The organism is Halomicrobium zhouii, from assembly GCF_900114435.1.
Classification (GTDB): Archaea; Halobacteriota; Halobacteria; order Halobacteriales; family Haloarculaceae; genus Halomicrobium; species Halomicrobium zhouii.
Map to the genome: position 1 here is coordinate 966,588 of NZ_FOZK01000002.1, position 23,253 is coordinate 989,840.

18 protein-coding genes are annotated in these 23,253 nt (G+C 66.6%); 9 read left to right on the top strand and 9 right to left on the bottom strand.

Features of this window, described 5'->3' with window-relative positions:
* The first annotated feature begins 125 nt into the window (after nucleotides 1-125).
* On the top strand, nucleotides 126-497 hold the full coding sequence (locus tag BM337_RS11980; RefSeq protein WP_089816826.1) for a DUF5658 family protein: 372 nt from the start codon (nucleotides 126-128) through the stop codon (nucleotides 495-497).
* An 85-nt stretch (nucleotides 498-582) separates the two neighbouring features.
* On the opposite strand, the gene BM337_RS11985 is transcribed toward BM337_RS11980, so the two are convergent.
* From BM337_RS11985 to BM337_RS11995, 3 genes are all read right to left on the bottom strand, one after another.
* A complete protein-coding gene (locus tag BM337_RS11985) occupies nucleotides 583-765 on the bottom strand; it encodes a DUF7511 domain-containing protein (RefSeq protein ID WP_089816827.1) in 183 nt (60 codons plus the stop codon).
* Between the two features lie 100 nt (nucleotides 766-865).
* On the bottom strand, nucleotides 866-2,110 hold the full coding sequence (locus BM337_RS11990; protein WP_089816828.1) for an MFS transporter: 1,245 nt from the start codon (nucleotides 2,108-2,110) through the stop codon (nucleotides 866-868).
* A gap of 63 nt (nucleotides 2,111-2,173) precedes the next feature.
* Nucleotides 2,174-2,620, bottom strand: coding sequence for a MaoC family dehydratase (locus BM337_RS11995; RefSeq protein WP_089816829.1), 447 nt, complete (start codon nucleotides 2,618-2,620; stop codon nucleotides 2,174-2,176).
* A 74-nt stretch (nucleotides 2,621-2,694) separates the two neighbouring features.
* On the opposite strand from BM337_RS11995, the gene BM337_RS12000 reads away from it, so the two are divergent.
* Nucleotides 2,695-3,528, top strand: coding sequence for an alpha/beta fold hydrolase (locus BM337_RS12000; protein WP_089816830.1), 834 nt, complete (start codon nucleotides 2,695-2,697; stop codon nucleotides 3,526-3,528).
* 24 nt (nucleotides 3,529-3,552) lie between these two features.
* Here BM337_RS12000 and BM337_RS12005 read toward each other — a convergent pair whose 3' ends face one another.
* A complete protein-coding gene (locus BM337_RS12005) occupies nucleotides 3,553-5,472 on the bottom strand; it encodes a beta-CASP ribonuclease aCPSF1 (RefSeq protein ID WP_089816831.1) in 1,920 nt (639 codons plus the stop codon).
* 260 nt (nucleotides 5,473-5,732) lie between these two features.
* Here BM337_RS12005 and BM337_RS12010 point away from each other — a divergent pair, with 260 nt between their 5' ends.
* The 5 genes from BM337_RS12010 to gltB all read left to right on the top strand — a co-directional run bounded on the left by BM337_RS12010 (nucleotide 5,733) and on the right by gltB (nucleotide 15,324).
* Nucleotides 5,733-6,230: a DUF7984 family protein gene (locus BM337_RS12010; protein WP_089816832.1), complete on the top strand. Its 498-nt coding sequence runs from the start codon at nucleotides 5,733-5,735 to the stop codon at nucleotides 6,228-6,230.
* A gap of 45 nt (nucleotides 6,231-6,275) precedes the next feature.
* The gene (locus BM337_RS12015) at nucleotides 6,276-6,992 is read left to right on the top strand and encodes a hypothetical protein (protein WP_089816833.1); all 717 of its coding nucleotides are present in this window, start codon (nucleotides 6,276-6,278) and stop codon (nucleotides 6,990-6,992) included.
* Nucleotides 6,993-7,283: 291 nt separating this feature from the next.
* A complete protein-coding gene (proS, locus tag BM337_RS12020; protein ID WP_089816834.1) occupies nucleotides 7,284-8,738 on the top strand; it encodes a proline--tRNA ligase in 1,455 nt (484 codons plus the stop codon).
* 450 nt (nucleotides 8,739-9,188) lie between these two features.
* Complete coding sequence (locus BM337_RS12025) at nucleotides 9,189-10,445, top strand: Glu/Leu/Phe/Val family dehydrogenase (protein ID WP_089816835.1); 1,257 nt, start codon at nucleotides 9,189-9,191, stop codon at nucleotides 10,443-10,445.
* Between the two features lie 271 nt (nucleotides 10,446-10,716).
* Nucleotides 10,717-15,324, top strand: coding sequence for a glutamate synthase large subunit (gltB, locus tag BM337_RS12030; protein WP_089816836.1), 4,608 nt, complete (start codon nucleotides 10,717-10,719; stop codon nucleotides 15,322-15,324).
* A gap of 403 nt (nucleotides 15,325-15,727) precedes the next feature.
* Here gltB and BM337_RS21755 read toward each other — a convergent pair whose 3' ends face one another.
* The gene (locus tag BM337_RS21755; protein ID WP_281244900.1) at nucleotides 15,728-15,850 is read right to left on the bottom strand and encodes a hypothetical protein; all 123 of its coding nucleotides are present in this window, start codon (nucleotides 15,848-15,850) and stop codon (nucleotides 15,728-15,730) included.
* Between the two features lie 184 nt (nucleotides 15,851-16,034).
* Between BM337_RS21755 and BM337_RS12035 the strand changes: the two genes are divergently transcribed.
* Nucleotides 16,035-17,093 carry an NAD(P)-dependent glycerol-1-phosphate dehydrogenase gene (locus BM337_RS12035; RefSeq protein WP_089816837.1) on the top strand — a complete coding sequence of 353 codons (1,059 nt, stop codon included), beginning with the start codon at nucleotides 16,035-16,037 and terminating at the stop codon, nucleotides 17,091-17,093.
* Nucleotides 17,094-17,125: 32 nt separating this feature from the next.
* On the opposite strand, the gene BM337_RS12040 is transcribed toward BM337_RS12035, so the two are convergent.
* The 4 genes from BM337_RS12040 to BM337_RS12055 all read right to left on the bottom strand — a co-directional run bounded on the left by BM337_RS12040 (nucleotide 17,126) and on the right by BM337_RS12055 (nucleotide 21,913).
* Nucleotides 17,126-17,602, bottom strand: coding sequence for a hypothetical protein (locus tag BM337_RS12040; protein WP_089816838.1), 477 nt, complete (start codon nucleotides 17,600-17,602; stop codon nucleotides 17,126-17,128).
* Nucleotides 17,603-17,685: 83 nt separating this feature from the next.
* Nucleotides 17,686-19,524, bottom strand: coding sequence for a S9 family peptidase (locus tag BM337_RS12045; RefSeq protein ID WP_245778657.1), 1,839 nt, complete (start codon nucleotides 19,522-19,524; stop codon nucleotides 17,686-17,688).
* Nucleotides 19,525-19,588: 64 nt separating this feature from the next.
* Nucleotides 19,589-21,133 (bottom strand): FAD-dependent oxidoreductase, encoded by a 1,545-nt coding sequence (locus BM337_RS12050; RefSeq protein WP_089816839.1) that lies wholly within the window; start codon nucleotides 21,131-21,133, stop codon nucleotides 19,589-19,591.
* A 48-nt stretch (nucleotides 21,134-21,181) separates the two neighbouring features.
* Entirely contained in the window at nucleotides 21,182-21,913 is a 732-nt protein-coding gene (locus tag BM337_RS12055; protein WP_089816840.1) for a Yip1 family protein, read from the bottom strand.
* 173 nt (nucleotides 21,914-22,086) lie between these two features.
* Between BM337_RS12055 and BM337_RS12060 the strand changes: the two genes are divergently transcribed.
* Nucleotides 22,087-23,148 (top strand): glycosyltransferase family 4 protein, encoded by a 1,062-nt coding sequence (locus BM337_RS12060; protein ID WP_089816841.1) that lies wholly within the window; start codon nucleotides 22,087-22,089, stop codon nucleotides 23,146-23,148.
* The last annotated feature ends 105 nt before the right edge of the window (nucleotides 23,149-23,253 follow it).

The following is a 23,253-nucleotide window of genomic DNA, read 5'->3' on the forward strand; positions in this document are numbered from 1 at the left end:
ATCCGTTCTCGTTCGCCGGGGCGAAGTGGGAAATAACAGGTAGCTTTTTGATATATTGCGCCCACCTATCCGGTGGACCACGGTGCACCTGGTGGGAACACGGTGAATGGTGGTCCGTCGAAGGAATGGACGCACGCAACACGTCGGAGTCCCCGGTGACGAACTGGGCAGACTCACTGACGGAACGGGTGGTGGCGTCCGGCGTCGACCGCGGGGAGATAGAGCGACACCTCTGGCTCGTCGTCGTCTTCGCGCTGGTCGCGGACGTGCACCTGACGCATCTCGGACTCCAGTACGGCCTGACGGAGGGCAATCCGGTCGCCCGGTGGGCGATCGCCGCGGGGGGCATCGAGACCCTCGCCCTCGGCAAGGTGGCCGTGCTCGGCATCGCCGCGCTCGTGCGGTGGCGGCATCCACAGCACGGGCCGGTCATCCCGCTCGGACTGGCGGTCCCCTGGCTGACGGCCGTGGCGCTCAACGCCGTCACGCTGGCGTAGGACCCCGCGTCCGGGCATCGCTGTGAACCGATCCGTTACTGGCGAGACTCCCGAGTCGGGACTCGCCTGCCGGTCTCCCTGGCCGTTACCGCATCGCTTCGAGGCTCTGGACGACCGACGCCGGTGCAGTTATCCACTGACTCAGCTGGTCGTATCCTGTCACGTCGTCGGGAGCGATGGTGTACGTCGCCGATCCGGCGGACTCTTCCTCGACGTACCCGATCAGTTGCGGCGCTTTTCCGTCCAGTTCCCGGTGGCGTATCGACATAGTCTGGCCCCTCTATCTGGTGCTGGGACGTGCGCGGGGTTATAGCTGACCGCCGATTCTTGGCCGGTGAGAATCGGGCGAATATCTGGCCCTGTTCCGGTCACTCCGTGCGTTCGGGGAGGCCCATTCCCGCCAGTACGATCGCCGTCGCGCCGACCGCGAGCGCGACGAGGCCGGGGACGAACGACCCCGTGACGTCGCGGAGCGTGCCGACGAGGAACGGCCCGGCGAATCCACCGAGCTCGCCGACGGCGAAGATCAGGCTGACGGCGGTGGCGGTCAGCGCCGGACCGACGTCCTCGATCTCGGTGGGGATGGCCCGGATCAGCGGCGAGACGCCGCCGACGGCCGCGCCGGCGACGAGCACGGCCGCGCCCGCGCCGACGACGCTCTCGGCGACGACGAGCCAGCCGACGCCACCGGCGGCGGCGACGCCACAGCCCACGACAGCGGGGCGTCGTCGGCCGAGCCGGTCAGACGCGGGCGGGATCACCAGCGTCCCGGCGGCCTGGCCGACGACGAACAGCGTGGCGACGGTGGCCGCGAGGCCCGGGTCGAGGCCGCGTGACTCGAGGATGGTCGGGAGCCATCCCTGGAGGCCGTGTGCGAGTAGCAGGTAGGCCGTCCCGACGACGACGAGCAGTCGCATCGCGCGGTGGGCGAACACCTGGGCCACGTCTTCCCGGACAGAGGTGAGCGAAAACGCCGACTCGCTCCCCTCGTCGTAGGGCGTCCCGTGCTCGCGCGCGTGCCACAAGGCGACGGGGACCCAGACTGCCAGGAACGCGAGCGAGACGACCGCCAGGACGCGAAACGTCGGCCGCCAGCCGCCCAGCAGCGGTCCGAGAATCCCGCGACCGACGCTGTAGGCGGCGGCGATGCCCGCGTAGGAGCCAAGCAGGTACACCGTCGACATCGTCCCGAGCAACCGCGGGGGAAAGACGCCGGCGACGAGCTTCGGCAGCCCGAAGGTGATCGCCGTGGCGCCGACGGCCAGCAGCACCGTCGTCGCCAGCATGTCCGGGAAGCCGACGGTGAACGAGCGGAGGAACTGCGCGACGCCGAAGACCGCGAGGGCGGCCGCGATGCCGGTTCGCGCGCCGACCCGGTCGAGGACGAGCCCGGTGAGCAAGGAGAGGGGGACGTACGTCAGCGGTATCGCCCCGACGAGCGCGCCGGCCTGGGCGCCGGTGAACCCGAGCTGGTCGCTGATCGGGTCGAGAAACGCCGCGAGCGCGAACCAGTTTGCCATCAGGAGCAGGTAGCTGACGCCGCCCAGCACGACCAGCGCGTAGGAACTGGGAGCCACGGCGTCTCCGTGTTCGGTCCCGTCTCCGCGGTCCATCTACTCCGGAGTCGGGTGATCGGCGCAAAAACTCTGTCGGCCGGGCCACACGCGCTCGTCAGGTCAGTCCGCCCGTTCGGACAGCACCGTTCGCTCGAAGGCACAGACCACCTCGTCGTCCTGGTTGCGGGCCTCGACGGCCATCGTGACGACGCCCCGTTCCCCGTCTGAGGTCTCCCGTTTGTCGAGCACCGTCGTCTCTGCCCGGATCGTGTCGCCGTGGAAGACGGGCGCGGGGTGTTCGACATCGTCGTAGCCCAGGTTGGCGACGATGGTCCCGTCCGTCGTCTCCGGGATGGTCATCCCCACGGCGAGGGACATGGTGTACAGGCCGTTGACGAGGCGCTCGCCGAACTCGGTGTCCGCGGCGAACTCGGCGTCGAGGTGGATGGGCTGCTGGTTCATCGTCAGGTCGCAAAAGCGCTGGTTGTCGCTCTCGGAGATGGTTCGCGAACGCGGGTGTTCGATGGTCTCCCCGACCTCGAACCCTTCGTAGTACTTCCCGGGCATACGTTGCAGGACGGTTTCGCCGACCAAAGGTGTCCGGGAGAAAACCTCTCCCCTGCGGAACCCCTCGATAGGCCATGCCCACCGTCCGAACGAACGACGTCGATACCTACTACGAACGGCGCGGAAGCGGCCCACCCATCGTGTTCGTTCACGGTGCCATCCTGGACCACTCCCAGTGGGACCCCCAGGTGGACGAACTCGGCGAGGACTACGAGACCATCGCCTACGACGTCCGCGGCCACGGTCGGACCGGCGGTTCTGACAGAGGAACCTACTCGATCGACCTCTTCGCCGACGACCTCGACGCGCTGCTCGCGGCGCTCGACCTGGAAAATCCGGTGCTCTGCGGGCTCTCGACGGGCGGGTGTATCGCGCAGGTGTACGCGGCCCGCCACCCCGAGCGGCTGGCAGGACTCGTCCTCGCGGACACGTTCACGCCCGCCATCGACGACTGGCGCGAGTGGCTCCAGCGAGTCGCCCTGCTGAAAGCGACTGTGCCGCCGGTCCGCCTCGTCGGGTACCAACGGGTGGAACGGGTCATGGTGTGGCTTCAGGAACGGTTCGCGGGCGAGGGCGTCAGCGGTGACTACGAGCAGATCGAGCGACTTCGGACGGCGGGCCCGAAGATGGAGACAGACGAGTTCGTCAAGGTGATCCGCGCCGTCGCGAACTTCCACCGGACGACTATCGACTTCGGCTCGATACCTGTGCCGACGCTGGTCCTCTACGGGGAACGCGAACCGCTGTTCGTCCGCCGGCACGCGTCGAAACTGAGCGCTGAGATACGGAATGCGACCGTCAGGGCCGTTCCCGGGGCCGGACACGCGTCGAACCTCGACGAACCCGAGTTCTTCACGGGCGCACTACGGGAGTTCCTCTCGGGGATAGAAACGCGGCCAGAGAACTGAGACGCCGGTGAGATGGACAGGTCGCTACAGGAACCGGAACGTCTCGAGGTTCTGCGGGGCGAAGGTGCGCATGTTGAACTCGTGGTAGAGCCCGGAGGAGAGATCCTGCGTCGCGGACTCGTCGCCGTGGACGCAGAGCACTTTCTCGGGGCGGGGGTTCATCGTCCGGACGAAGTTCTCCAGGCCCTGGCGGTCGGCGTGGCCGGAGAAGCCGTCGACGGTCTCGACGTTCATCTCCATCGAGACGGTGTTCGAACGACCGGAGCCGCCGCCGACGGGGATCTCGTTCTGGCCGTTCTGGATCCGGCGGCCGAGCGTGCCCTGGGCCTGGTAGTCGACGAACACCAGCGATGAGTCCGGGTCGGGGCCGAGGTGTTCGAGCCAGGACGTGATCGGCCCGCCGGTGACCATCCCCGACGTCGAGAGGACGATACAGGGCTCGCCGTCGGCGACGGCCTCGCGTTCGTCGTCGCCGCCGTCGACGTGTTCGAACTGGTCGGCGAGGAACGGGTTCTCGTCCTCGTCGAAGATGCGGTCCCGGAGGTCGTCGCGGAGGTACTCCGGGTAGGTCGTGTGGATGGCAGTGGCCTCCCAGATCATTCCGTCGAGGTAGACGGGCATCTCCGGGATGTCGCCGTTGCGCATCGCCTCTTCGAGGACGAGCATTATCTCCTGGGACCGACCGACGGCGAAGGCGGGGACGAGCACCGTGCCGTCCCGCTCGTAGGTCTCGTTGATGACGCGCTTCAGGTCGCGTTCGGAGTCGCCCTGGTCGGTCTGGTAGTCGTTGCGCCCGCCGTAGGTCGATTCGAGGACGAGCGTCTCGACGCGCGGGAAGTCGTTGACGGCGCCGTCGAACAGCCGGGTGTCGTCGTAGTGGATGTCGCCGGAGAAGGCGACGTTGTAGAGGCCGTCGCCGATGTGGAAGTGTGACACGGCGGAGCCGAGGATGTGCCCGGCGTTGTGCAGCGTCAGCTTGACGTCCGGTGCGATGTCGGTGACGTCGCCGTACTCGATGGGGACGGTGTGCTTGATCGCCTCGCGGACCATCTCGGAGTCGTAGGGCTGGGTGCGACCCTCCTTCGAGGCGGCGTCGATGTAATCCAGCGTGAGCAGTCCCATCAGGTCCCGGGTGGGTTCGGTGCAGTAGATGGGACCATCGTAGCCGTGCTCGAACAGTAGCGGGACGAACGCGGAGTGGTCGAGGTGGGCGTGGGTGAGCACGACCGCGTCGATAGACGTCGCGCCCGACCCGAGCCCTTCGGGGATGTGGAGGTACGGCATCTCGTCCTCGGCTCCGGGCTTGTCGCCGCAGTCGACGAGGATCCGGGTGTCCGGCGTCGAGAGGATGAACGCGGCGCGGCCGACCTCGCGACAACACCCCAGCGTCGTGATCCGGACCCACTCGTCGTCGGACATGGGTTCGCGGTGGATCTGGCGGCCGACGCGTTCGAGGATGTCACGGCGGTCCTCCCGTTCCTGCTTGAGGAAGTTGCGGACGTTCTGGACCGTCGAGGACTCGATGGGCGGCGTCCGGACGACTTCCGGCGTCCAGCCGACTTTCTGTGTTATCTCCCGGAGGGTCGCGCCGTGGCGACCGATGACTATCCCGGGCTTCTGGGCCTCGATGACGACCTCACCGGTGTCGGCGTGGAAGTCCAGATCCGTGACGCCCGCCTCCTCGGGGATGACGTCCGAAATCTCTTCGCGGGCCTGGTCGGCCGGGGAGAGCACCTCGGGGTCGGGACGGACGGTGATCCGCTTGCGGAGTTTGCTCGCGAGCCGCCGGATCAGGTCCCCGTCGCTGGCGAACTCCCTGGGATCCCGGGTGTAGATGACGAGTTCGGGCCCCTCGTATTTCACGTCGGAGATGGAGATTCGGTTCGGAACCTCGTCGGCGATCGTTGCGCGGACCGTCTCTAGCTGCTTGTCTACCGTACTCATAACTCAGACGCGATTGTGGCGGTTCCCGGGGCGGCTGGACCCGACGACCAGCGTGACCCGGGTTCGACACGGTCTAGGAACATCATTGAAACTCTGTAATCGGCTCTCGGTAACGTCTCCGGACCGTCGAACGTCCGGAAAACCGGCCTATGGTTCAGCGTATCTCCTGCCAATATAAAAGCCTTCGCAATACGGAGTTTCCGGTGGCCGACCGGCTGGCAGTCGGTAGACAGTTGCCCAGTGGAGACGAACTCGCCGCTATGCACGTGACGCGAGAGACAGTCCGCGACCAGCGGAACTGGGTCGCGGAGCGGACACCCGTCGTCACCGACCTGATAAACGAGACGCGCGCGGGCCTGGGGGACCACTTCGACGTCGACGTCGATACCGTCACCGTGGACCAGGTCGACGACGCGGTCGACGCCGTCTTCACCGACGGCGACCGCGCGGTCAACGTCGCCGCCATGATCGGTATCCTCCGCGATCTCGACGTCGAGGGCGATTATCCCGGGTTCGTCGTCGACGAACTGATCGGTCGGGAACTCGCCGCGACGATAGCCGGCGACCAGCCCCTGCGATTGCTGGCCGAGGCGACATTCCACTACGCCGACGTCCGAACCCACGGCGACCCGGACGACCCCGCAGACGGGGCGGGCCTCGACGACCTGGACGCCGCGCTTGCCGCCGGTTTCCAGACGCGCTTGCCCGGGTGGCCCTGGCGCGAGCGTCCCAGCCCCTTCAGGACCGGAACCGAATGACGCCGCCGTCCCCACGCTTTTCCTTCCCCCCTTCGTGGGGCGGATATGGACACCATCGGGATCGTCTGCGAGGCCGACCATCCCGTGTTCGGGCGGGCGGCCGAACGTCTCGCAGCACGCGGGTTCGGCGTCGAGTTCTTCTCACCGGGCGAGCCGCTCGGTCCGGACGCGCTCGACGGACTCGACGCGCTCGCTAACACCGTGCTCAGCCCCCGGTCGTTCGCCGTGCTCCGCGAAGCCGACCGGGCCGGCCTGGAGACCTGGAACGGGTACGCACCGACGACGATGCTCTCCTGCCGGCTCCTCTCCCTGCACGCACTCGACCGGCTGGGCTGTCAGGTACCGTCGACTGGACCGTCCGAAACTGACGGCGACGCCGTCGAACGGGCCCGGTTTCGCTGGGACCAGCCCACGGCTGCGCGGGCGGACGTCCCCGTCGAGCGCGTCCGGACCGAGCCGGTGACCTACCGGTACTACGCGGTCGACGACGGCGTGGAGACCCACGTCCACGCGATGGTCCTGCGGTCGGAACTGGACGGTTATCGGCCCGCCGCGGAGGAGGCCGACGTCGACGTCGAACTGGCCACCCGCGTTCGCGAGTTACTCGACCGGTTCGGGGCCCGGACCGTCGCCGTCGACTTCGTCGCGACGCGGGAGGCGTTCTTCGCCGTCGACGTCGACCCGGCCCCGGACTTCTTCGGGACGGATCTGGACCGCCGCATCGCGGACTCGATCGCTTCGCTGGCGACTATCGGTGCCTGACCCCACCCCCGTAGGGTCCTCCCTGTCTGCGAACTCCGCTCCCCCCAGGCCCCCAAAACAGCGCCCGGGCCGGTCCCGGTGGACGGTGATGGATAGGCGGGGCACCGGCCCGGGCAATACACGGTGGCCCCGTCATCTGCCTTAAGGGTTCGGAGGTGGAGCAACCGAACGGGCGGGAATGAAAGGGGCCGGGCGCCCGGGGGCTTTCACGTTGGTATCGTCCATCGGTATCGCCACTCCAAGGCCTGCGAAACACAGCGCGTTTATTCCCCCCACGAATCAATACCAGGTATGACCGACGAGCAGGACCTGGGAATCACGAGTTCGAAGTCCCACCAGACGGGTGACTGGTACGCGGAGGTCGTCCAGAAAGGGGAGATGGCCGACTACGCTCCCATGGGCGGCTTCATCGTCACGCGCCCGCGCGGATACGCGGTGTGGGAACGACTGCAGGAGAACCTCGACGGCTGGTTCAAGGAGACGGGCGTCCAGAACGCCTACTTCCCGCTGTTCATCCCCGAGAGCTACCTGGAGAAGGAGAAGGACATCGTCGAGGGGTTCGACCCCGAGGTGGCCTGGGTCACCCACGGCGGCAACGAGGAACTGGAAGAGCGCCTGGCGGTCCGGCCGACGAGCGAGTCCATCATCGCGCCGTTCCTGGCCCAGTGGACGCGCTCACACCGTGACCTGCCCCTCCGGCTGAACCAGTGGTGTTCGGTCGTGCGCTGGGAGGCCACGGAGACCAAGCCGTTCTTCCGGACGAAGGAGTTCCTCTGGCAGGAGGGCCACACGGCCCACGCCGACGAGGAGAGCGCCTGGGACGAGACGATGACGCGCCTCGACCAGTACGAGCGCCTCTACGAGGAGGTGATGGCGATGCCCGTCATGAAGGGTCGCAAGCCCGAACACGACAAGTTCCCCGGCGCGCACACGACGAGCACCGTCGAGGCGCTGATGCCCGACGGGAAGTCCGTCCAGGGGGGCACCTCCCACTACCTCGGGACCTCCTTCGCGGAGGCATTCGACATCGAGTTCGTCGACGAGGACGAGGAGATGCAGACGGCCCACACCACCTCGTGGGGCCTCTCCTGGCGCGCGATGGGCGCGCTCATCATGACCCACTCCGACGACCAGGGACTCGTCCTCCCGCCGGCCGTCGCGCCCGAGCAGGTCGTCGTCGTCCCCATCTACTCCGAGGACACCCAGGAGGAGATCCTGGAGTACTCGGCCGACATCGCCGCGGAACTCGACGAGGCGGGCGTCCGCGTCCACCTCGACGACCGCGACCACCGCAACCCCGGGTTCAAGTACAACGACTGGGAGCTCAAGGGCGTCCCGCTGCGTATCGAAGTCGGCCCCAACGAGATGGCAGACGGCGAGGTCACCTTCTCCCACCGGCCCGACGGCGAATCGATCACCGAGAGCCGCGAGGACCTGCCCGCGACTGTCGAGGAACACCTCGACGCCGTCTTCGCCAAGCTCTACGCCAGCGCCGAAGAGACCCTGGAAGGGGAGATACGCGAGGCCGAATCCCGCGAGGAGATACTCGGGACCCTCGGCCAGCACGGCGGCTACGTCGAGACCGGCTGGTGCGGCGACGAGGCCTGCGAAGAGCCCATCAAGGACGCCATCGCCGCCGAGATCGTGATGGTGCCCCTCGACCGCGACGAGGAACCGATCCACGACGAGTGTGCCATCTGCGGTGAAGAGGCCGAAGAGACGGCGTACTTCGCGAAGAGCTACTAGCGGACCGCGGCGTCCCGTTTTCCGTCGCGATTCGTTCTTCTGGGAGCGGGAGCGTTCGAAACCTGGTCGCCGGGATAGCCGTCACTGACCGTGTGGGTGCGCGCAGAGAACCGATGCCTGTACCGGTCAGTCGAACGAGTTGGGGAGGGAGCGTGTGACATTTCCGGCGCCCCCAGGGAATCGTGTTCCGCCATCCCGTATAAATCACCGTCAGACTTCGGTCGGACGACCGGCAGACTGTGGGAGCCTTCCTCACCGCCCTGGCCCCGACGATACCACGAGACTGCCGATCTATCACGATAGATTGTTCCTTAATCGTATAATAGGTGACCTTATTGGTCTAAATGGATTTAAGAACTAAAACAAAACTGCCCCGTTCCTCATGGTTTGTCAGCCATTCGGCGAACGAATTCCGATTCACTTTTAACTCCATTATACAAACGTCCAGTTATGGCAGACGACGTCAATCCGTTCGAGAGCTTACAGGAACAGGTCGACGACGCTGCGGCGTACCTCGACATCGACGAGGGTATGCTCACTCGCATCAAGAACCCGGAGCGCATCCTCGAGACGAACCTCTCCGTCGAGATGGACGACGGCGACATCGAGGTCTTCCGCGCGTTCCGCTCGCAGTTCAACGGCGACCGCGGGCCGTACAAGGGTGGCATCCGCTATCACCCGCAGGTGTCCCGCGACGAGGTCAAGGCCCTCTCGGGCTGGATGGTGTACAAGTGTGCGACAGTCGGCATCCCGCTGGGCGGCGGCAAGGGCGGCATCATCATCGACCCCGACGAGTACTCCGAGGCCGAACTGGAGCGGATCACCAGGTCGTTCGCGAAGGAACTCACGCCCCTCATCGGCGAGGACCGGGACGTCCCCGCGCCGGACGTCAACACCGGCCAGCGCGAGATGAACTGGATCAAGGACACCTACGAGACCCTCGAAAACACCACCGAGCCCGGCGTCATCACGGGCAAGGATCTGGCCTCCGGCGGGAGCGAGGGCCGCGTCGAGGCGACCGGTCGCTCGACCGTCATCGCTGCGCGCGAGGCATTCGACTACCTCGACAAGGACGTCGAGGGCGCCACCGTCGCTGTCCAGGGCTACGGGAACGCCGGCTGGATCTCCGCGAAGCTCATCGAGGAGATGGGTGGGACGGTCGTCGCCGTCTCCGACTCCAGTGGCGGCGTCTACAGCGAGGACGGCTTCGATGCCGTCGCCGCGAAGGACCACAAGCGCGAGACCGGAAGCGTCGTCGGCTTCGAGGGCGCCGACGAGGAGGTCACCAACGACGAGCTGCTCCAGCTCGACGTCGACCTGCTGATCCCGGCGGCCCTCGAGAACGCCATAACCGAGGAGATCGCCGAGGGCGTCCAGGCGGACGTCATCTCAGAGGCCGCCAACGGCCCGATCACCCCGAAGGGCGACGACGTGCTCGCCGAGAAGGACGTCATCGTCGTGCCCGACATCCTGGCCAACGCCGGGGGCGTCACCGTCTCCTACTTCGAGTGGGTCCAGAACCGACAGCGCTTCTACTGGGAGGAAGAGCGCGTCAACGACGAACTCGAATCGATCATCGTCGAACAGTTCTGGAACCTCGTGGACGCCTACGAGGACCACGACCTGCCGACGCTTCGCAACGCGGCGTACGTCGTGGCCCTCCAGCGCGTCGTCCAGTCGGCCGAGGAAGGCGGCGTCTGGCCCTAGCTGACCGCCTCACTGCCAGCCCGCCCGGATAACCCTCAGACTATTCGACGTTCGAACAATTCTTTTGCCTAGTTACGACTATTTGTCGGCGTCGAATTCAAGTTGTTACGCGTTCTTTCGTTTCTCGTGGCTGGCTGCGCCTCGTCGACTGCGATCACTGGCCCGATCGTGGTGATTTACCGTGATAGATATATATCGCCTTAAATGTGATAGTACAACCCTAATACCTTCAGGAGTACGCTCTTAATCGATGGAATCAACGTACGGGTAGATGACTGGAGAAGACGCGACTGGTGAGGCCACGGGCGCCGCAGGGCTCGCGGACCCCACCGACGAACGGTCGAACTGTGGCGTCGGGGTCGTCATGGACCTCGACGGCGGCTCCGAACACTGGGTCGTACAGGACGGGATCGAACTGCTCGGGAACCTGGAGCACCGCGGCACCACCGGTGCCGAGGAGAACACCGGCGACGGCGCCGGTATCATGCTCCAGATGCCGCACGACTTTTTCGCCGACGAGGTGGACGCGGACCTGGGCGAGCCCGGCGAGTACGCCGTCGGCACGCTCTTCCTCCCGCAGGACGAGGACGCCGCCGCCGAACTGATCGACGTCGTCGAATCCGCGTTCGCCGACGAGGGCCTCGACGTCGTCGCCTGGCGGTCCGTCCCCACGAACAACGAGGAACTCGGCGCGACCGCACTGGAATCCGAACCGTCCGTGATGCAGGTGTTCGTCCGCTCGACTGACGGGCTAACCGGCGAGGCGTTCGACCGACGCCTGTACGTCGCCCGGCGCGTGCTTGAGAACACCGTCGAGGCGGAACAGCCGCCGGGTCACGAGCGCTTCTACGTCTGCTCGCTCGACCGCGAAACGATCGTCTACAAGGGCCTCCTCACTGCCGAGCAGCTACCGACCTACTTCCCCGACCTGATCGACGAGCGCATCGAGTCGACGTTCGCGCTCGTCCACGCGCGATTCTCGACCAACACCCTCGGTGCCTGGCATCTCGCCCACCCCTACAGGAACATTATCCACAACGGCGAGTTCAACACCATCCAGGGCAACATCAACTGGATGCGCGCCCGCGAGACGGACATCGCGAGCGAGGCCTTCGGGGACCGGTCGGCGCGAAGCGCCGACGAACGAGCGAGCGGTGACGAACCGCGAGCAGAGATAGAGAAGATCAAGCCGATCATCGACGACCCCGAGCAGTCCGACACCGCCAGCGTCGACAACGCCCTCGAACTGCTCCTCCAGGGCGGCCGCGACCTGCCCCACGCGCTCCGGATGCTCGTTCCCGAGGCCTGGCGCGGCGAGTTGAACGACGTGCAGGGCGACCGCCGTGACTTCTACGACTACCACGCCTCGCTCGTCGAACCGTGGGACGGCCCCGCGCTCGTCGCGGCGACCGACGGCGACCGCATCGGCGCGGTCCTCGACCGGAACGGCCTGCGCCCCTGCCGGTACGACGTGCTCGAAGACAACACGCTCGTGATGGCCTCGGAGGCCGGTGCACTCGACCACAGCCCGGAGGAGATCGCCGAACGCGGGCGACTCCAGCCAGGCCAGTGTTTCCTCGCCGACCCCGCAGAGGGCCGTGTCATCTCCGACGAGGAAGTGTTCGAGGACATTACCGACGAGAAGTACGGCGAGTGGGTCGCCGAAGAGCAAGTTCACCTCGACGACCTCACCGACCGGGCTGACCCGCTCCCACGCTCAGCAGTCGACGACCTCCGGAGCCACCAGGCCGTCTACGGCTACACGTACGACGAGGTCGACCACCTCATCGAACCGATGGCCCACAAGGGCAAGGATCCCGTCGGCTCGATGGGCGACGACACGCCGCTGTCCGTCCTCTCGCAGTTCAACCGCCCGCTGTTTACCTACTTCAAACAGCTCTTCGCTCAGGTGACGAACCCGCCGCTGGACAACATCCGTGAGGAACTCGTCACCTCCCTGGAGTCGCGACTCGGCTACCAGCGCAACATCCTGGACGAGTCGCCCGAACACGCCCGACAGCTCGTGCTCGACTCGCCGGTCCTCACCGACGAGGAGACGACTGCGATCAAGGAGCTGGACGCCAACGGCCTCTCGACGGCCGTCGTGGACATCACCTACGACGAGTCCGAGACGGACCTGGAAGCCGCCGTCGAAACGGTCCGCGACGAGGCGACCGAGGCCGCGACCGAACACGACGTCGTCGTTCTCTCCGACCGCGCGGCCGGCCCGGACCGGGCCCCCATCCCGAGCCTGCTCGCCGTGGGTGGCGTCCACCATCACCTCGTTCGCAACGGCCTCCGCAACCACGTCGGCCTCGTGGTGGAGTCGGGCGACCCGCGGACGTCCCACCACGTCGCGACGCTGGTCGGCTACGGCGCCGGCGCGGTCAACCCCTACCTGGCCTACCAGACCATCGAGGACCTGGTCGCCGGCCCGGACGGCGCCGACACGGACGAAGCGATCCAGTCGTACGTGAAGGCCGTCGAGGACGGCCTGCTGAAGACGATGGCCCGGATGGGGATCTCGACGGTCGAGTCCTACCAGGGCGCCCAGATCTTCGAGGCCGTCGGGCTCGACTCCGACTTCGTCGCCGAGTACTTCGAGGGCACTACCTGCCGAACGGAGGGCATCGACGTCGAGGACGTCGAGGAGGACCTGCTCCGCCGGCACGAAATCGCCTGGAGCGAGGACGAACCGGAGATGGAACGCCAGGGCGAGTACGAGTTCCGCTCGAACGGCATCCACCACCAGTGGAACCCGAGCACCGTCGGTGCGCTCCAGCAGGCAGTTCGCACCGGCGACTACGAGAAGTACCAGGAGTTCGCCGAGCAGATCAACGACCAGCAGCAGAACCTCCAGACCCTGCGCGGCCTCCTGGAGTTCGACGACGGGTCCCGGAACTCGATTCCCATCGAGGCGGTCGAACCCGTCGAAGATATCGTCAAACGGTTCGAGACGGCCGCGATGTCCCTGGGCTCGCTCTCGCCGGAGATGCACGAGAACAACGCCATCGCGATGAACCGGCTGGACGCCACCTCCAACACCGGCGAGGGCGGCGAACCGCCGGAACGGTTCGGCACCGAGAAGGAGTGTTCGACCAAGCAGGTCGCCTCCGGGCGCTTCGGCGTCACTTCGGGCTACCTCACCTCGGCGGACGAACTCCAGATCAAGATGGCGCAGGGCTCCAAGCCCGGCGAGGGCGGCCACTTGCCGGGCAAGAAGGTCAACGAGATGATCGCCCACGTCCGTCACGCGACGCCGGGAGTCGGCCTCATCTCCCCGCCGCCCCAGCACGACATCTACTCCATCGAGGACCTCAAGCAGCTGATCCACGACCTGAAGGCCGGCAACCCCGAGGCGGACATCAACGTCAAGCTGGTCGCCGAGGACGGCATCGGTACCATCGCCGCGGGCGTGGCCAAGGCCAACGCCGACGTGGTCCACATCTCGGGCCACTCCGGCGGCACCGGCGCCTCGCCGAAGACGTCCATCAAGAACGTCGGCCTCCCGTGGGAGCTCGGACTGTCGGAGGCCAACCAGATGCTCCGCGCGACGGGGCTGCGATCGCGCATCAAGGTCACCACCGACGGCGGGATGAAGACCGGCCGTGACGTCGCGGTCGCCACGCTGTTGGGCGCCGAGGGGTACACCTTCGGCACCGCGTCGATGGTCACCTCCGGCTGCGTGATGGCCCGCCAGTGCCACGAGAACACCTGCCCGGTCGGTATCGCCACCCAGAACGAGACGCTCCGCGAGCGCTTCCCCGGCGAGCCCCAGCACGTCATCAACTACATGACGTTCGTCGCCGAGGAACTCCGCGAGATCATGGCCGAACTCGGCTTCGCCACGGTCGACGAGATGGTCGGCCAGGTCGACGTCCTGCGCCAGCGCGACGACGTCGAGAACCCCAAGGCGAAGAAGCTCGACCTCTCGGGCCTGCTGGCCGAGCCCGCGGGCGACGACGACCCGTACAAAACCCGCGAGCAGAACCACGACGTCGACGAGCAACTCGACTGGGACCTGATCGACGCGGCCGAACCCGCGCTCGAACGCGGCGAGCCGGTCACGATCGCGACGGACGTGGACAACGCCGACCGCGCGGTGGGCGCGACGCTGTCGAACCGGATCACCCGCGCTCATGGCGTCGGCGGCCTGGCGGACGACACCATCCAGGTCGACTTCGACGGTTCGGCCGGCCAGTCCTTCGGCGCGTTCCTCCAGAGCGGCGTGACGATGAACCTCGTCGGCACCGCCAACGACTACGTCGGCAAGGGCCTCTCCGGCGGCAAGCTGATCGTCAGGACCCCCGAGGCCGCCGGCTACGACGCCGCCGAGAACATTCTCGTCGGCAACGTCGCGCTGTACGGCGCGACCGACGGCGAACTGTACGTCAATGGGATGGCCGGCGAGCGCTTCGGCGTCCGCAACTCCGGGGTCAAAGGCGTCGTCGAGGGCGTCGGCGACCACGGCTGCGAGTACATGACCGGCGGCGCCGTCGCCGTCCTCGGCGACACGGGGAAGAACTTCGCGGCCGGCATGTCCGGCGGCGTCGCCTACGTCTACGACCCCGACGACGAGCTCGAAGCGAAGGCCAACACCGGAATGACGTCGCTCTCGACGACGCTCGAACCGAAGGACGAGGCGATGATCACCCGACTGGTACAGAACCACGCGGCCTACACCGACTCGGACCGCGCGACGGAACTCCTCGACGACTGGGACGAGTCCCTCTCGGACTTCGTCCGCGTCCTCCCCGACGCCTACGCGGAGATCATTGCCGAGGGCGACCGTCACGACGTGCGCAACGAGCTGCCCGAGGCCGCGACGCCGACCGCCGACGGCGTCGACGCCGACTTCGCCGCCCAGAGCGACGACTGATAGTGGTGGTTGTAATTCGTTACCGGTGTTTCTTCGCAACCGGCCGGTTCAGCTCCGGTTCAGCTCCGGTTCACCACCGGTAGTGTCTGCCTCCTGAAAATAGTTACAACCACCACTATGAGGGGCTGGACGGCTCCGTTCGTTCACTTTCGACTGTTTCTGTACGTGCCCGATCGTGGCTCGTTCGAGCGGCCCGGGGACGTTCGCTGTGTTCGAGATCGTGGTCACAGCGACGGCTTTGCCACCCGCTGACCGATACGTCGCTAACCGTTAGCAACTGTTTAGTGAAAACGGGGTCGGAAAGTCTGAATCACTCGACGCTTCGCTCGCTCAGCAGGGGCTGCACAGCAGGCCACAGGCTACGCGTGACCGAACACGGCGTCCGAGAATCGCTCCTGGCCGACTACACCCACTCTTCGAGGCAGTCGGTCGAGCAGAAGGCCAGGTCGACGTTCGACTCGGTCTCCTCGACGTGTGCTCGAAGGGTGTACGCGGTTCCGTCGGTGTCACAGTTGATGCATCCCATGGCCGATTAGTCGCACCGAGCGTGGTTTGTTATGAAGCTTTTACCGACCGCGGGCGATCGTCTGGCGGGCTGAATCGGCCTGAACGATCGTGAGGGACGACGGTCGCGGGAGCGGTCCGGCAGCTCCGCTCTCCCGGGCCCTGAACACCAGTAGGTTTTCACCTATCCCCGGTAAGAGAGGAGTATGTTCGACAAAGCGACGTGGATCCGGCTGCCGCGCAACGTCGTGGTGGGCCACGGCGTCATCGGGCAGACGGTCGACGCCGTCGAGGACGTCCACCTATCGGGGCGCCCGCTGGTGGTCTCCAGTCCGACGCCCCACGAGGTGGCGGGCGAGCGAGTCTTCGCGCAGTTCGAAGAGCGTGGCCAGGACCCGGCCGAGGTCATCGTCGAGACGGCGAGCTTCGGCGCCGTCGAGCGCGTCATCGAGACGGCCGAGGAGGTCGACGCCGGCTTCCTGCTGGGTGTCGGCGGTGGCAAAGCCATCGACATCGCGAAGATGGCCGCCGAAGACCTGGACCTGGGGTTCGTCTCCGTGCCGACGGCGGCGAGCCACGACGGCATCGTCTCGGGTCGCGGGTCGGTGCCCGAGGGCGACACCCGCCACAGCGTGGCGAGCGAGCCGCCGCTGGCCGTCGTCGCCGACACGGAGATCATCGCCGACGCGCCCTGGGAGCTGACGACGGCGGGCTGTGCCGACATCATCTCGAACTTCACGGCCGTCCGTGACTGGCAGCTCGCCAACCGGTTGAAGAACGTCGAGTACCACGAGTACGCGGGGACGCTCTCGCAGATGACCGCGGAGATGCTCGTCGAGAACGCCGGGTCGATCAAGCAGGGTCTCGAAGAGTCGGCCTGGATCGTCGTCAAGGCGCTCGTCTCCTCGGGCGTCGCGATGTCCATCGCGGACTCCTCGCGACCGGCGTCGGGTGCGGAACACCTCTTCTCCCACCAGCTCGACCGCATCGCGCCCGAGCCGGCACTCCACGGCCACCAGGTCGGCGTCGGTGCGATAATGACGGAGTACCTGCACACGGGCGCGAAGGGCCAGTGGCACGACGTCCACGACGCGCTCGAAGCGATCGGTGCGCCGACCACGGCAGACGACCTGGGCATCGCCGAGGACACCGTCATCGAGGCGCTGACGACGGCCCACCAGATCCGCGACCGCTACACCATCCTCGGCGACGGGGTCAACGAGCCCGCCGCTATCGAGGCGGCGACGGTGACGGGCGTTATCTAGCCAGCAGCTAGGGACTAGACGTCAACTAAGAACTAGACGTACTCCGGAACCGCGGGCGTCTCGGGGGCCCACGCCGCGTTCTCTACGCTTCCGCGCACGTACGTCGCGTCGAGGAGTGCGATCAATCGGTAGACGGTCGGCGCGTCGGAATCGGCCTCGTTGTTGACGCCGGCGATTGTCACTCGCGTGACCTCGTCGAGACTCACCTCGACGCCGGATTCCCGTCGGACTGCCCTCGCGACGGCGATGGCGAGGGGTTCGTCCGGCCCGGCCACGCACCGCGGCACTGGGCAGTCCCGGTCGTCGCCGAGGTGCAGGGCGTCGCCCTCGTCGTCGTACACTCTCACGTAGACGTCGATGGCGCCCGCGTCGGCGCGCTCGCGCGCCGTCTCGTAGTCGGGCTCTGGGACCGTCAGCGTCGTCTGGTTGACGGGAAACGAGCCGAAGCGTTCCTCCAGTCGCTCGATACCGGCACCGACCCGGTCCTGCATCGTCCCATCACATCCCATACGGGATACTCACCGCCGAGAATGGATAAATCCATCTCGTCGTCTCGACAGGCGAAATAGCTGTGCCGTCTGCCTGTTTCGGGCTAGACGTGTCTGGATAGAAATTCGACGACCTGGGTGTAGGCCTCGACGCGATTCTCCCGCTTGCCGATCCCGTGACCCTCGTCGTCGAAGATCAGTTTCTCGACGGGGACGCCCTGGTCTCTCACCTCTTCGACGATCTGTTCGGCCTCGCCCACGGGGACGCGCGGGTCGTTCGCGCCGTGGAGGACGAACAGCGGTGCGTCGATGCGGTCTGCCCTGTGAATCGGCGAGATCGATTCGAGGAACTCGCGGTCGTCCTCGAGCGACCCGTACTCGGCCTCCCGGAGCGACCGGCGCCAGTCGCCCGTGTTCTCCAGGAACGTGACGAAGTTGGCGATGCCGACGACGTCGACGCCCGCCGCCCAGAGGTCGGGATACTCGGTCATCGCCGCCAGCACCATGAATCCGCCGTAGGAACCGCCCATCGCGACGATCCGGTCGGGGTCGACCGCCGGGTGGTCGTGGAGCCACTCGACGCCCGCTTTCAGGTCCTTTACGCTATCCATGCGCTTCTCGACGTCGTCGAGCCGGGTGTACTCGGTCCCGTAGCCAGTCGATCCGCGGACGTTCGGCTCGAAGACAGCGTACCCCTGCGAGAGGAAGTACTGGGTGAGCCCGGAGAAGGAGGGGCGGCGCTGGCTCTCCGGTCCGCCGTGGATGTCGACGATCACGGGCGTCTCGCCGGTTCCCCCTCCGACGGTCCCCGTCTCGTCGGAGGCTGCGTCGCCGTCGGTCGCGGCGCCGTCGGGCAGCGAGAAGAACGCCGGAATCTCCCGGCCGTCGAAGCTCTCGAACCGGACCACCTCGGGCGCGACGAAAGTCGATTCGGGGATACCGGCGGTCGACGCGTACGTCCAGCGCTCGGCTTCACCCGTGGCCGTCTCGACGACGAAGACGTTCGTGTTGACGGTGCGGCCGGTGACGGTGACGGCGAACCGCTCGCCGTCGGGTCCCCACGAGACGCCGCCGGCGATGCCGCCAGGGAGGTCTGGTTCGGGAAACTCGTCGACAGTCGCCGGGCCCGTTATCTCGCCGACGGTGAGTTCGTTGTACCCCTCGACGTTGCGCGAGTAGGCGATCTGATTCGACTCCTGGTCGACCGACACCCCGTCGACGTTCCACCCCTCGCCGTCGGCGACGGTCTCCAGCGTTCCGTCGAGTCCCAGACGGGCGAGATACAGCGTGTCGCTGTCGCGGTCGGTGACGAGGTAGAGCCCGTCCCCGTCGGGCGCCCACTCGGCGCTCTGGTACCGGACGTCGCCCTCGTGGGGCGTGAGGTGGTCGAGGTCGCCCGACTCGACGTCGAGAACGTAGACGTCCTGGTCGAAGTTCGAGTAGGCCTCCGTGACGAGGAGTTTCTCGTCGTCGGGCGACCACCCGCCGACCGAGAGCCAGCCGTCGCCCTCCAGGATCACCTCGGCATCGGCACCCACAGCGTCCCGGTCCTGGACGTACACGTCGAACACCGACCCGTCCCGGCGGTTGGCGGCGAAGGCGAAGCGCTCGCCGTCGTGACTCCAGCCGCCCCACCTGTGTTTGGCGTCGGGCCGATCGGTGAGCGGGTGTATCTGCCCGTCGTCGTCGAGTCGGTAGAACTGCAACCGCTCGTTGCCGCCCTCGTCCATCCCGAAGATCAGTTCCGGGCGTTCGGGCGAGTAGGAAGCGAAGGAGACCGGTTCGTCGTAGAAGGTGCGCTGTTCGGGCCAGGCACCGGGCGATTCGAGCGTCCAGACCTGCGGGACGCCGGTCGTGTCCATCCGGAAGGAGAGGGCGCCGTCGGGTCCGAAGGTAGCCCCGTAGGCGCTCCGGACGTTGAGGTACCGTTCGAGGTCGTACACGGTGGTGCTGACGTCCGCAGCGAGTATAACGGTTGGGCGCGTCGCGAGCACACCGCCCGCGAGTTCAGAACTGGAGGAGGCCCTCGTACAGCTCCCTGGTCGTGAGGTGCTCCTCCACCTCGGCGTCGATCCGCTCGTAGTACTCGTCGTGTTTCCGGACGACCTCCTCGCTCACGTCGAAGTCGTTGGTCTCGTAGAAGACGGACTCGGCGCCGAGGTTGCGCATCATCGTGTAGAAATCCGGGAGGGAGAAGATGGACAGTTTCAGCAGGTCGTCGTCCTCGGAGAGCGGGACGACCTCCCTGGTCAGCCCGTTCCGGTCGAACTGCTCGACGATGGCGTCGACGCGCGGGCTGTACTCCCTGGTGGCGACGTCGCGCCAGAACGCCGTCTCCCCGGTCGCGTACCGGTAGTGGATCGCGATGAAGTCGTAGATGGACTCCCAGACCCAGCGCACCCACGTGTTGTACTCCTCCCGGAACCGGTCGTCGGCGATCCCGCCGCGTATCGACAGCATGGTCGCGAGTTTCTCGGCCGCGGTGGCGTTCCCGGTCAGACCCGTCGATTGCAGCGGTTCGACGAAGCCCTGGGAGTTGCCGATCGCGACGCAGTTCTCGATCCAGGCGCGGTCGTAGTAGCCGGAACTGAACTCGTACTTCGCCACGTCGTCCCTGTCGACGTCCGGATCGCCGCCGGCGCTGTCGGGGGCCACGTCCGGGATGTGGCCGAGGAACTCCTCGAGGGCCGTCTCGTCGTCCACGTGCTCGGAGCTGAACACGTAGCCCAGGTCCCGCTCGTCGTAGGTATCGATCTGCCAGAACCAGCCGTGGTCGCCCGTGTCGACGGCCGTCGCTGGCAGGACTTCCGAGAGATCCCTGTCGATCCGAACGGTGTAGGCCGAGTCGAGCGGGAAGCCGAAGTCCCTGAACTCGGCGTCCTGCTCGCGGCGGAGCACGCGCCCGAATCCCGTCGCGTCCACGTACAGGTCCCCCTCGTATCGCGCCTCCTCGCTCAGCACGCCGTCGATGTGTGCGCCGGTCGTCTCGACGCCGGTGATCGCGTCGTCGACGATCGATATCCCCCGTTCGCGACAGACTGTCCGCAGGAACGACGCGAAGCGCTTCGTGTTGAGGTGATAGGCCACCTTCTCGTACCGGTCGAGGTTGCCGTCGGGCCCGAAGAACCACGGCGACTTCCCCTTCTCGACGATGGCTTCACCCTTCGTCAGGTGGTCCGGACTGTCGTACAGGTCCGCGTACTGGTGGTAGTAGTGCTCGACCGCGTTCGGATTCTTCGGGTCGGGGTACTTGTCCTCCGGATCGAAGGGGTAGTGGAACGCCGTTCGGTCACACCAGTCCCGGAAGTACAGCGCCCCCTTCCAGACGGGGCGGACCTCGCCGATGAACCGCCGCTCGTCGATGTCGAGCGTCCCGTGGAGGATGTCCTGTATCTTCTTGAACGTGCTCTTGCCGACCGCCGGCGCGTCCCGCTGGAGGTCGTCGACGACGGTCACGTCCATCTCGGGGTTCAGTTTGTTGATCGAGAGCGCTGTCAGCAACCCGATGTCTCCGCCACCGACCACGACCACGTCCCCAATCTCGTCGTCCATGCGTGGGACCTATAGCGCGATGGGAGTAATAACGGTTTTGCGCGCCCCTCAGAGCGCGCCGAAGAGAAGGAACAGCGCCGTCACGGACCCGGCGACAATCGCGGCCCGTGAGCGGGTGACCGACCGGGCGGATTCGAGGCCGAACGTCCAGACGACGGCGCCCCAGAGCGACCCGACGGCGTTGAGTGCGAATGCGACGGGCCGCCACCGTTCGAGACTCGCCATCACCGGGTCCCGGAAGGCGGCGGGGTCGCCACCGGGCGACACCGTTACCGGGTCCATCATCGCCCACAGCGCGAGTATCGACACCGGCATCACGACGAGCGTCGGGACGAACCCCCACGCCGTCACCGTCAGCGTCTGCCCGAACCCGCCGTCGGCGTCGAAGAGAGCGGTGCCGACGTGGAGCATCGCAGCCGCCAGCAACAACACGATCGGTAGCCCGACCAGTATCGGGCCATAGAACTGACTCAGGGCGTCGCTGAGTATCGTATCGACGTCCCGGTCGACCTGTGCCGGCGCGTCGCAATCGAAGGCCGACGCGTCCATCTCCTCGAACGTGCTCCCCGTTCCGTCGTCGCAGAACGCCTCGGGGGGTCGGTCCGGATTGTCGACTGCGACGGTCCCGTCGATTCTGTCCATGAAAACCGCGCCGAGCAGCCAGATGGTCACCAGGAACCCGAGCGTGACGACGACGGCCAGGATCAGGCCTCGAACGGGGTCCGGCACTCGCTGCGCGAAGTACCTGTCGGGGCGGAGGAGGGGCGTGCGAGGACGCATATCTACCGAGATATACACCGTGAATAAATCTCTTCTCACTCGACGTGTTGCCGGTGCCGACCGGACGCTCACGCAATCTCCGGGTGGCGTCCTGTCGACGCCGAGGAACGACCGGACGCACTCCCATCACTCGAACGAGGGGATTTTTCATCCCCCATAGCAATCTCGGGAGTATGCGCGTGGCGTTCGTCGCGATGGAGACGGTCCACCTGCGAGACACGGAGGGAAATCGACGGCTGGACCGGCTCGCACACCAGCTCGCGGGAGCGGGCCACGACGTGACGGTCTTTTGCTCCCGGTGGTGGGAAAGCGACGGCGACGTGTTCGAACCCGAGGACGTCACGTACCACGCACTGGCGGACGAGCCCGCGACGGCCTCGTTCTGCGTCCGCCTGCCCTACGAACTCGCCCGGCTGAAACCGGACGTGATCCACGCCACGTCTGCGCCCTCGTCGGTCGTGCTGTTCGCGCGGTTCGGTGGAACGCTCGCGCGGGCGCCCCTGCTCGTCGAGTGGTTCGGTGACAACGAGCCCCTGCACTCGCGGACGAGCGACCTCGCGGTGCGCGCGCCGGCAGAGATTGTCACCCCCTCCGAGATGGTGCGGACCAGCGCGCGCGAGCGCGGCGCGACGGAGAACGGGACGACGGTTATCCCCGAGAGCATCGACATGGACCTTGTCCGCGAGGCCGACCCGGCGGAGAAGGTGGACGTGGCCTTCGCGCACTCGCTGGACGACAGCGCCAACCTGGAGAGCCTCTTTCTCGGCCTCGCGGAACTGCGCGAGAAGGACTGGTCGGCGACGATCATCGGCGACGGCCCCAACCGGGCGGACTACGAGCGCCAGGCGTCGGACCTGCGCATCGACGACCGCGTCGAGTTCGTCGGCGCCTGCGACCGCGAGCGCCGCGTCGAGATATACAAGGGCGCCCACGTCTTCGTCCAGACGGCCTACCGGGAGTTCTTCGCCTCGGAGCTGCTGTGGGCGCTGGCGTGTGGCTGCGTCGGCATCGTCGAGTACCAGGCCCGTTCCAGCGCCCACGAACTCATCGAACAGCGCGAACGGAGCTTCCGGGTGACGAGCACCCAGCAGATGGCCGAGGCCATCGTCGAGGCCGGCGAGTTCGAGCGCCTCACCGTCGACGACACGCTCGCGCCCTACGACCACGACAGCGTCCGGGCGGAGTACGAAGGGTGCTACCAGGATCTGGTTGGCGAGTTCGGCTTGATCGGGTGAGCGTGCGACAGGGCGTTCCGTCGTTCGAGCTAGCCGACAATTCGAGTTATCGGGAGTGAATACGCTGAACGTTGGAGTTATACATGTCGTACAGAGACATAGGAG

Excerpts from the sequence above, each read along its gene's own strand:
- BM337_RS11980 (WP_089816826.1), top strand. The coding sequence starts at position 126 with ATGGACGCACGCAACACGTCGGAGTCCCCGGTGACGAACTGGGCAGAC.
- BM337_RS11985 (WP_089816827.1), bottom strand. The coding sequence starts at position 765 with ATGTCGATACGCCACCGGGAACTGGACGGAAAAGCGCCGCAACTGATC.
- BM337_RS11990 (WP_089816828.1), bottom strand. The coding sequence starts at position 2,110 with ATGGACCGCGGAGACGGGACCGAACACGGAGACGCCGTGGCTCCCAGT.
- BM337_RS11995 (WP_089816829.1), bottom strand. The coding sequence starts at position 2,620 with ATGCCCGGGAAGTACTACGAAGGGTTCGAGGTCGGGGAGACCATCGAA.
- BM337_RS12000 (WP_089816830.1), top strand. The coding sequence starts at position 2,695 with ATGCCCACCGTCCGAACGAACGACGTCGATACCTACTACGAACGGCGC.
- BM337_RS12005 (WP_089816831.1), bottom strand. The coding sequence starts at position 5,472 with ATGAGTACGGTAGACAAGCAGCTAGAGACGGTCCGCGCAACGATCGCC.
- BM337_RS12010 (WP_089816832.1), top strand. The coding sequence starts at position 5,733 with ATGCACGTGACGCGAGAGACAGTCCGCGACCAGCGGAACTGGGTCGCG.
- BM337_RS12015 (WP_089816833.1), top strand. The coding sequence starts at position 6,276 with ATGGACACCATCGGGATCGTCTGCGAGGCCGACCATCCCGTGTTCGGG.
- proS (WP_089816834.1), top strand. The coding sequence starts at position 7,284 with ATGACCGACGAGCAGGACCTGGGAATCACGAGTTCGAAGTCCCACCAG.
- BM337_RS12025 (WP_089816835.1), top strand. The coding sequence starts at position 9,189 with ATGGCAGACGACGTCAATCCGTTCGAGAGCTTACAGGAACAGGTCGAC.
- gltB (WP_089816836.1), top strand. The coding sequence starts at position 10,717 with ATGACTGGAGAAGACGCGACTGGTGAGGCCACGGGCGCCGCAGGGCTC.
- BM337_RS21755 (WP_281244900.1), bottom strand. The coding sequence starts at position 15,850 with ATGGGATGCATCAACTGTGACACCGACGGAACCGCGTACACCCTTCGA.
- BM337_RS12035 (WP_089816837.1), top strand. The coding sequence starts at position 16,035 with ATGTTCGACAAAGCGACGTGGATCCGGCTGCCGCGCAACGTCGTGGTG.
- BM337_RS12040 (WP_089816838.1), bottom strand. The coding sequence starts at position 17,602 with ATGGGATGTGATGGGACGATGCAGGACCGGGTCGGTGCCGGTATCGAG.
- BM337_RS12050 (WP_089816839.1), bottom strand. The coding sequence starts at position 21,133 with ATGGACGACGAGATTGGGGACGTGGTCGTGGTCGGTGGCGGAGACATC.
- BM337_RS12055 (WP_089816840.1), bottom strand. The coding sequence starts at position 21,913 with ATGCGTCCTCGCACGCCCCTCCTCCGCCCCGACAGGTACTTCGCGCAG.
- BM337_RS12060 (WP_089816841.1), top strand. The coding sequence starts at position 22,087 with ATGCGCGTGGCGTTCGTCGCGATGGAGACGGTCCACCTGCGAGACACG.